The sequence below is a fragment of the uncultured Amnibacterium sp. genome, assembly GCF_964244015.1.
In the GTDB taxonomy this organism is placed as follows: domain Bacteria; phylum Actinomycetota; class Actinomycetes; order Actinomycetales; family Microbacteriaceae; genus Amnibacterium.
This window is the reverse complement of sequence record NZ_CAXTHO010000153.1, coordinates 1-5,869: the sequence shown is the minus strand read 5'-3', so window position 1 is coordinate 5,869 and position 5,869 is coordinate 1. Positions and strand designations below refer to the sequence as shown.

Annotated in this window: 6 protein-coding genes; 4 read left to right on the top strand and 2 right to left on the bottom strand. The window is 65.7% G+C overall.

Annotated elements, in window-relative coordinates; all coding sequences use genetic code 11:
- Window positions 1-663 precede the first annotated feature (663 nt).
- Both ACFE67_RS13640 and ACFE67_RS13635 read right to left on the bottom strand, forming a co-directional pair.
- The gene (locus ACFE67_RS13640; RefSeq protein WP_375407419.1) at window positions 664-1,221 is read right to left on the bottom strand and encodes an ImmA/IrrE family metallo-endopeptidase; all 558 of its coding nucleotides are present in this window, start codon (window positions 1,219-1,221) and stop codon (window positions 664-666) included.
- The gene (locus tag ACFE67_RS13635; RefSeq protein ID WP_375407418.1) at window positions 1,218-1,739 is read right to left on the bottom strand and encodes a helix-turn-helix domain-containing protein; all 522 of its coding nucleotides are present in this window, start codon (window positions 1,737-1,739) and stop codon (window positions 1,218-1,220) included. The genes ACFE67_RS13640 and ACFE67_RS13635 overlap by 4 nt, the downstream gene beginning before the upstream one ends.
- A 175-nt stretch (window positions 1,740-1,914) precedes the next feature.
- On the opposite strand from ACFE67_RS13635, the gene ACFE67_RS13630 reads away from it, so the two are divergent.
- From ACFE67_RS13630 to ACFE67_RS13615, 4 genes are all read left to right on the top strand, one after another.
- Window positions 1,915-2,178, top strand: coding sequence for a hypothetical protein (locus tag ACFE67_RS13630; RefSeq protein ID WP_375407417.1), 264 nt, complete (start codon window positions 1,915-1,917; stop codon window positions 2,176-2,178).
- Window positions 2,175-2,531, top strand: coding sequence for a hypothetical protein (locus ACFE67_RS13625; RefSeq protein ID WP_375407416.1), 357 nt, complete (start codon window positions 2,175-2,177; stop codon window positions 2,529-2,531). Before ACFE67_RS13630 ends, ACFE67_RS13625 begins: the two co-directional genes overlap by 4 nt.
- Window positions 2,528-4,015, top strand: a complete 1,488-nt coding sequence (locus ACFE67_RS13620; RefSeq protein WP_375407415.1) for a ThiF family adenylyltransferase — start codon at window positions 2,528-2,530, stop codon at window positions 4,013-4,015. The genes ACFE67_RS13625 and ACFE67_RS13620 overlap by 4 nt, the downstream gene beginning before the upstream one ends.
- 407 nt (window positions 4,016-4,422) lie before the next feature.
- Window positions 4,423-5,838: a tyrosine-type recombinase/integrase gene (locus ACFE67_RS13615; protein ID WP_375407414.1), complete on the top strand. Its 1,416-nt coding sequence runs from the start codon at window positions 4,423-4,425 to the stop codon at window positions 5,836-5,838.
- Window positions 5,839-5,869: the final 31 nt, after the last annotated feature.

Here is a 5,869-nt window from a genome sequence, read left to right as displayed (position 1 = left end):
GGTATCAGTACCTAGCAACGGACAGTACCACTAATCAGTGCTACTGACTACCGAGTGCACACCAGAGACCGAGGAAGAGAGACGACGCGGGAGCACAGGGAGGAGGCGGGCGCGATCAGCACGACGGGAGCTGAGTGACGGACCCCGGCGAGACGCGCGGGCAGAACGAACGAGACCTCCTACTTCCGCGTCGTTCCGGGGAAGCAGAGGGTCTCGTGACTGGCGGTGGCGGTGGGATTTGAACTCGATCAGAGGGCTATCACGGGTTCGAACCAGATCTCAGAAGCAGGCTCTGACCAGTTATTTTGATCTCACCCGGTTGCGTCGGACCGCATCGCTGCTCACAGAAGTGTGGGCAAATTGTGGGCAGAACGCTCCCCGCAGGCGCCGTACCGTTCATCACGATTCGCACGGCAGAGCCCAGGGTCAGGTTCGTCAACGCCCACGAAGGTCGTCGACACGTCATTCGTGTCCGTGGCCCTTCCAGCGAAGCCTGCCGCGGTCGAGCGCTCGGCGTCGTCGTGCGGCTCGTTCAACCGGGTCCGGCACTGCGGCCTCGATGCAGACGGTCATCGAACGCAAGAACGCCGACCTCTCCACCGCCCGATTCAGGCGGGCAGAGACCGACGTAACGCGCCTGCGCCCTCATGCGGCGCTCCCGAGTCAGCGCCCAGTAAGGCCGAGCTGACGAGCGACACCGGTGGTGTTGACACGGTATTTAGCCATCACGGGCGTCACCTCGTACTGCACCGCGATCTGCGCAACGGTCAGCCGGTGCCGCAGCGCCGAAAGCAGCAGCTCCCGCGGCAGCAAGAGTGTGGCACCGAGCGTCGTCGCCTCCTCCTCCTGCTCAGGGCGGCATGTTCGAAATGGCATCCCGTTCAGCTCGCGCACCTCCGACAGGTCGTGATCAAGTAGGACGTGGGAGAGCTCGTGACTGATGTCGCTGTTTTGACGGCCGATGTCGTGGAGGTTGTTCACAACGATCACCGTCCGATCGCGTATGTGAAATGTTGCGGCCGAGAAGGCGTACGCCTGGAGCGCTTCGAGTTCCTCCAGTTGCTCGCGCGGAACGAGCGTGTCCGCATCGACAACGGCAACTCCGCGGGCAAGGGCGAGGTCGCGTGGGTCTAGGCGATCGTTCGCAGCAAGACCAAGCTCGGCCCGAACAGAGGCCGCCCGCTTCTCCGCTTCGGTCTTGAAGCCACGTCGAAGGGTCACAGCTTCCCGGATGCGATTCGGGCCTCAAGCTCAGCGTGCATTGCACTCAACATGTCGTTCAGACGCCCCGGGACGCCTGGTCGCATCACCGATGCGGCGCGAAGGTGCACGGCCAGCAAGGGCTTCGCTGGCGCCGCGGACGCGAGAGCCCTGTACATGGTGCGGAGCATCTCCTCGATGCTCTTGGCCTTGTCTCCATCCAAACGCGGATCTGCACTGAGGTGTGAGATCGCGACCTCGAGCGGGTCTTGCTCCCGCTCGGAGGCCGGCGCGAAGAACTGGTTGGGCGAGATACCGAGCCACGAGCACAGCAACGTGAACGAGGTGAGGTCGGGCTGTGAGCCGGCTTCCACACGCGAGAAGGTCGAGAAGCTCACGCCAGCGTCGGCGGCGGCCTGACGGATGGACAGGTTGCCGCGATGCTCGCGCAACAGCGGTCCGAGCTGAGACAGATCAAGTCGGGCTTCAACACCCTCAGCACGGTTCCGGCCCGCGGATGGCTCGGCGGGGTCGCTCACGCGGCCCACGCGATGGTCAGTCGCATGTCGCTCAGTGTATGGGCGCATCCGCACCACAGGTGAAGCAAGCCGCCGTTGCAGCCGTGTGTCACTCCTTCGTATTGGTGCGTCACCGCGCTAGTGTGCTGAGCGAGCCGCGGATCGCCCGCGGTGTCACCAAGGTCCAGGAGGACCCATGTCACAGCAGGACGTCGTCGAGACCGACGTCGAGAAGCAGCGCCCCGCCCTCCACATCAAGATCGACTCCAAGTCGTTCGAGGTGTGGGACCGCACCTGGCAGGCCGACGCATTGCTCCGACTCGCCGGACTCGACCCCGCTCAGTACGACCTCACCCGCATCGCGAAGCACGCTGTCGAGACGTACCGGGACAGCGAGGTCATCAAGATCAAGGACGGCGAGGAGTTCGAATCGCTGCGCCAGAGCGGGAGCGTCGCATGAGTGCGAGCGGCGTGGAGGGCTTCGTCGCCGGACTCAACCAACACGGTGCCGAAGCTGAGCGTGACAACGAGTACGTCTTCTACTCGGTCCGCGGCCCGCGCGGACCTCACCAAGGGAAGATCATTCGAACCGCGGTCGCGGTTGCAGAGCTCGCCGCCTGGCCCGCCATGCCGCCGCACTGGGTGCAGTTCCCCGCCGCGGTCCAGCTCGAGTCGCCGAATCCCGACCAGTCCCAGACCGCTCCCGGATATACCCGCCACTCACGATCGTTTGAGGCGTGGGAACGGGTGACCGACCCCACGCAAGCTTGGCTCGCTCACGTCCGCTTCGTGCTCGGATCGGCGCTGGCGTGAACGAGCAGGGGTTGTCGGTGGCCATGCGCGCCGATTCCGATCGAGAACTTCGACAGGCACTCATCCGCGCGGACGGACAAGAGGACGTCTGTCTAGCGACCTACTCCCCGTCGACCAGCCGCAGTGCCGGGGACACGACCGCCTGCATCAGATCGGTCGTGGTCCCTGAGGACGGCGAACGCCGAGTCCATGGCAATGCCTCATTCACTGGTGCATGGATCGTCAGGGTCGGACAGGTCGCGGCCGAGCGAGGCGAAGGTCTGGTGCTGCTGCACTCGCATCCGCAAGCGCGCCTATGGCAGCAAATGAGCCAGACCGACGAGGACACGGAGTCCGGCTATGCGGGCCTGATCACGAAGCTCACGGGCCTTCCCATGATCGGCATGACTCTCGCCGGTGGCAATGCAACCTGGTCGGCGCGCTTCTGGTCAGGGCGCGGAGCACGTCAGCCCGCTGCCAGCGTGCGTGTTGTTGGCGACCGCCTCGCGCAATCTTTCAATCCAGAGCTGCTTCCTCCACCCCCGTCGACGAGGCGGCAGATCCGGACCGTGTCCGCGTGGGGCGACGCGACTCAAGCGGACTTCGCCCGCACGCGCGTCCTGGTCGTCGGTCTTGGCAGCGTGGGCCTCGATGTAGCGCTCCGGCTGGCCGCATCCGGCATCTGCACGATCGGGCTCATGGATTTCGACGAAGTCGAGGTGAAGAACCTTGACAGGATGATCGGCGCAACCCGCCTTGACGCTCGGCTCGGCAGGTCCAAGGTGGAGGTCGCCGCGCGGCTCATGCGTGCGCAATCGACAGCCAAGAACGTGGATATCCGCGAGCACGAGGTCTCGATCTCGACGCCGGAGGGCCTCGACATGGCGCTCGGCTACGACGTAATCGTGTCCGCCGTCGACCGTCCGTGGGCTCGTGCTGTTCTCAACTCGATCGCTTACGCCGACCTGATCCCCGTAATCGACGGCGGCATCAGTATCGAGAACAACGAGGACGGGCGCATGCGCAGTGCGACAGCGCGTGTGCACACTCTGGTGCCAGGCCAGCCCTGCATGACCTGCTCGCGTCAGATCAGCATCGACCGAGTCCTCCTCGACAAGGAGGGGCTTCTGGACAACGAGGACTACGTGCGGGCCGCCGGAATCGAACCCGGAACCGCGGGACAGAACGTCGCGACCCTCGCGGCCATGGTCAGCGCTGAGATCCTCGCCCAATTCGTGAGCCTCATCGCCGCACCAGGAGGCAAGGGCGTACCGGGTCCCCTTCGCTACAACTACAAGCACCACGTCATGGAGCTGCTCTCCACCCGTCGCGTTGCCCAGTGCCCATGGGAGGCCACCCCAGGGGAGGGCGATCAGCGTGTACCCCTCGTCGGGCCGCATCCTGCCGCGACGGAAATGATCCAGCGCCGGCATCGGAGGAGGAGGACTTGGCAGTATCGCGTCCGCGACATCGCTGACCGCGCGCTGAACAGGCTCCGGGGGTAGCGAACGACGGCCTTCTGCAGACAAACCGAGTCGCGTCCGGGAAGTACGACCTCGGGAGCTGCTGAAGGCGGTCTGGACCCCTCGCTGAGTACCTCGTTGAGTGCGAGGGGTTGAGCGAGGGGTTTCAGGCTTCTTGCCCTGTCCTGGCCCGCCGCCTCCGCGATGCGGCTCCCGAACCACCCTCACTCAGCAGAAAAAGCGTTGCTGACTGAGGGTGGTTCGGGAGTACAGGTGGCAGGCCAGGACAGGGCAAGGAAGAGGAGATGTGGTGTCAGGTGAAGTGACGGGAGGTGGTGGTTGTGGAGGTCGACGAGGAGTGTCGGAGTGCGATGGTGCGATCGGAAGCAGTGATCGTGCCGATGCGGTGAGTCGGTAGGTGCTGGAGCAGGACGGCGGGAGCGGTCGTTATGGGTGCGATCTCGGCATACGAGACGGCGGCGGGCAGGCGGTACCGGGTCCGATATCGGAAGCCGGATCGTTCGCAGACGGACAAGCGAGGGTTCCGCACGAAGCGCGAGGCGGAGCTGTACCTCGCGTCGGTACAGGTGGCGATGGCCCGTGGCGAGTTCGTCAACGCGACGGCAGCTCGGGAGACGATCGGTGTGCTGGGCGCCTCGTGGCTGCGGTTCCAGACTCATCTGAAGCCGTCCTCGGTCCGTCCGGTCGAGATCGCCTGGCGGCTCTATGTCGAGCCGCGGTGGGGCACGACGCCGGTGTCGGCGGTCCGGTACAGCGACGTGCAGGAGTGGGTGTCGGAGATCAGCGAGGGGCGCAGCGCGACGACGGTGCTGCGGGCGCACGGCGTGCTCGCCTCGATCCTTGACGTGGCCGCGCGGGACCGGCGGATCTCGTCGAACCCGGCCCGCGGCGTCAAGATGCCACGCAAGAACAAGAAGGCGCACACGTACCTGACCCATGAGCAGGGGAGCACGCTGGCGCTCGAGTGCGGCAACAAGCGGACCTTCGTCCTCGTGCTCGCGTACTGCGGGCTGCGCTGGGGTGAGGCAGTGGGTCTCCGGGTGCAGGACGTCGATCTCGGACGCCGCCGCCTCAACGTCACAGTGAACGCCGTCGAGGTGGCCGACAAGATCGAGATCGGCACTCCGAAGACGCACAAGCGGCGGTCGGTGCCGTTCCCCGCGCTGCTTGGCCCCGCATTGGTCGCGCAGTGCGCCGGCAGGACGGGCCAGCAGCTGGTCTTCGAGGCCGAGGACGGCGGCTACCTCCGACGCACGAGGACGGACGAGTCGAGCCGCGGCTGGTTCAGCCAGGCGGTCCGCCGAGCGGGGATCCCTCGAATGACCCCGCACGATCTGCGGCACACGGCTGCGAGCCTTGCGATCCAGTCCGGTGCGAACATGAAGGCGGTGCAGCGGATGCTCGGTCACGCCTCCGCGGCGATGACGCTCGACGTCTACGCCGACCTCTTCGACGACGACCTCGACCTCGTCGCGAACCGGCTCAACGAGGGACTGGGTCGTACAGATGTGGGCAAAATGTGGGCAAACGGCACCTCTGACAAAAGGGTGAACCCCCACGATCCGCGTAGTTACGGGGATCGCGGGGGTTCAGCACACGCGGTGGCGGTGGGATTTGAAGCCTGTGCAGGCCCTCACCGGCAAGGGCCAAAAGGTCGCGATCCCAGCACTGGTGGGCTTCCTCGGTCATTTGGACCACTCGCGAGTCACCCCAGATACCGCTCGAACGTGGCCAAAACGTGGCCACCTCGAGGACAAGCTCGGCGAGTGACAGGCCGGCCTAGAAGGTCCGTCCGCGACCTCCGGGGCGTCCTTCGCGGATGCTCCGGAGGGCGGCGTCCGTGAGCCCCCAGGCGTTCGGCGACGGCTGGACAGT